This is a genomic window from Rhizobium anhuiense (genome assembly GCF_003985145.1).
Taxonomy (GTDB): Bacteria; Pseudomonadota; Alphaproteobacteria; order Rhizobiales; family Rhizobiaceae; genus Rhizobium; species Rhizobium anhuiense.
This window is the reverse complement of the sequence record NZ_ML133558.1, coordinates 1-1456: the sequence shown is the minus strand read 5'-3', so window position 1 is coordinate 1456 and position 1456 is coordinate 1. Positions and strand designations below refer to the sequence as shown.

1 protein-coding gene is annotated in these 1456 nt (G+C 65.7%); it reads right to left on the bottom strand.

All coding sequences use genetic code 11. From position 1 onward, the window contains the following. On the bottom strand, positions 1–1456 hold a 1456-nt coding region (locus EEQ99_RS34310; RefSeq protein ID WP_127431941.1), incomplete at both ends, for a putative Ig domain-containing protein.

The window sequence follows — 1456 nt, the reverse complement described above, 5'->3', positions numbered from 1 at the left end:
TAATGGTGACGGGCGTCGTGAAGTTCACCGTCTGCCAGCCGCTCGCCGTGGTGTTGCTGAAGGTGGCGGTGGCAAGCCTGGTGCCGGTCGTGGTCCACAGGTCGACGACGTTCTGGCCGTTGTCGTTGGCGCTGCGATAGAACTTGATGCCCGTGACATCCCCGGCGACGTTCGACTGGAACTTGACGCCGAGCTCGAGCTGCTGACCATCGTTGAGGTTGGTCTGGGTCGGCGTGCTGGAAGCGTTGAACAGGCTGTAGGTCGTTGGCGCCGCCGATGCGGCGATGTTGAAGGTCTCGTTGGTCGAGAGGCCGCCGAGATCGGTCGCCGTCACTCTGACGCCGTAGGTGCCTGCTGTCGTCGGCGTGCCGGAGAAGGTCCGCGTCGTGGCGTTGAAGGCCAACCAGGCGGGCAGCGCCGTGCCATCGGCAGCCGTTGCCGTATAGGCCAGCGTCTCGGTGCTGTCGACATCGGTGAAGGTGGTGGTCGGCAGCACGAAGGAGAAGGCCGAGCCGACGGTGGCGTTCTGGGTCGTCGTCTGGACGGCCAGCACCGGTGCGTCGTTGGCGCCATGGATGGTGACGGTCAGGTTGGCCGTGGCGGTGGCGCCGCCAGTGTCCCGCATCGTATAGCTGAAGACATCGCTCAGCGTGTTGGTCGACTGGCGCAATGCCTGCACGGCCGCATTGCTCTCGTTGACGGCATAGCTATAGGCGCCCGATGCGTTGAGCACGAGACTGCCATAGGTGCCGTTCAGCGCCGAACCAAGCGTGCCTGATGTCGCGCCGAAAACGACCGCCGTGACCGTCTTGGTATCACCGGCATCCGGATCGGTGTCGTTGGTCAGCACGTTGCCGCTCGCAACCACACCACCCGAACCATTGGCGACACCACCCTTCTCGGTCGCATCCCCCGCATCGGCAACCGCCGTCGGCGCCCTGTTGCCAGCCGTCGATACGGCGATGCTGAAGGTCTCGTTGGCAGCAAGGCCGCCGAGGTCGGTTGCCGTCACCCTGACGCCGTAGGTGCCGGTTGCCGTCGGCGTGCCGGAGAAGGTCCGCGTCGAGGCGTTGAAGGCCAACCAGGCGGGCAGCGCCGTGCCATCGGCAGCCGTTGCCGTATAGGCCAGCGTCTCGGTGCTGTCGACATCGGTGAAGGTGGTCGTCGGCAGCACGAAGGAGAAGGCCGAGCCGACGGTGGCGTTCTGGGCCACCGTCTGGACGGCCAGCACCGGCGCGTCGTTGGCGCCATGGATGGTGACGGTGAGGTTGGCCGTGGCCGTGGCGCCGGCAGTGTCGCGCATCGTGTAGCTGAAGACATCGCTCAGCGTGTTGGTCGACTGGCGCAGCGCCTGCACGGCCGCATTGCTCTCGTTGACGGCATAGCTATAGGCGCCCGATGCGTTGAGCACGAGACTGCCATAGGTGCCGTTCAGCGCCGAACCAAGCGTGCCTGA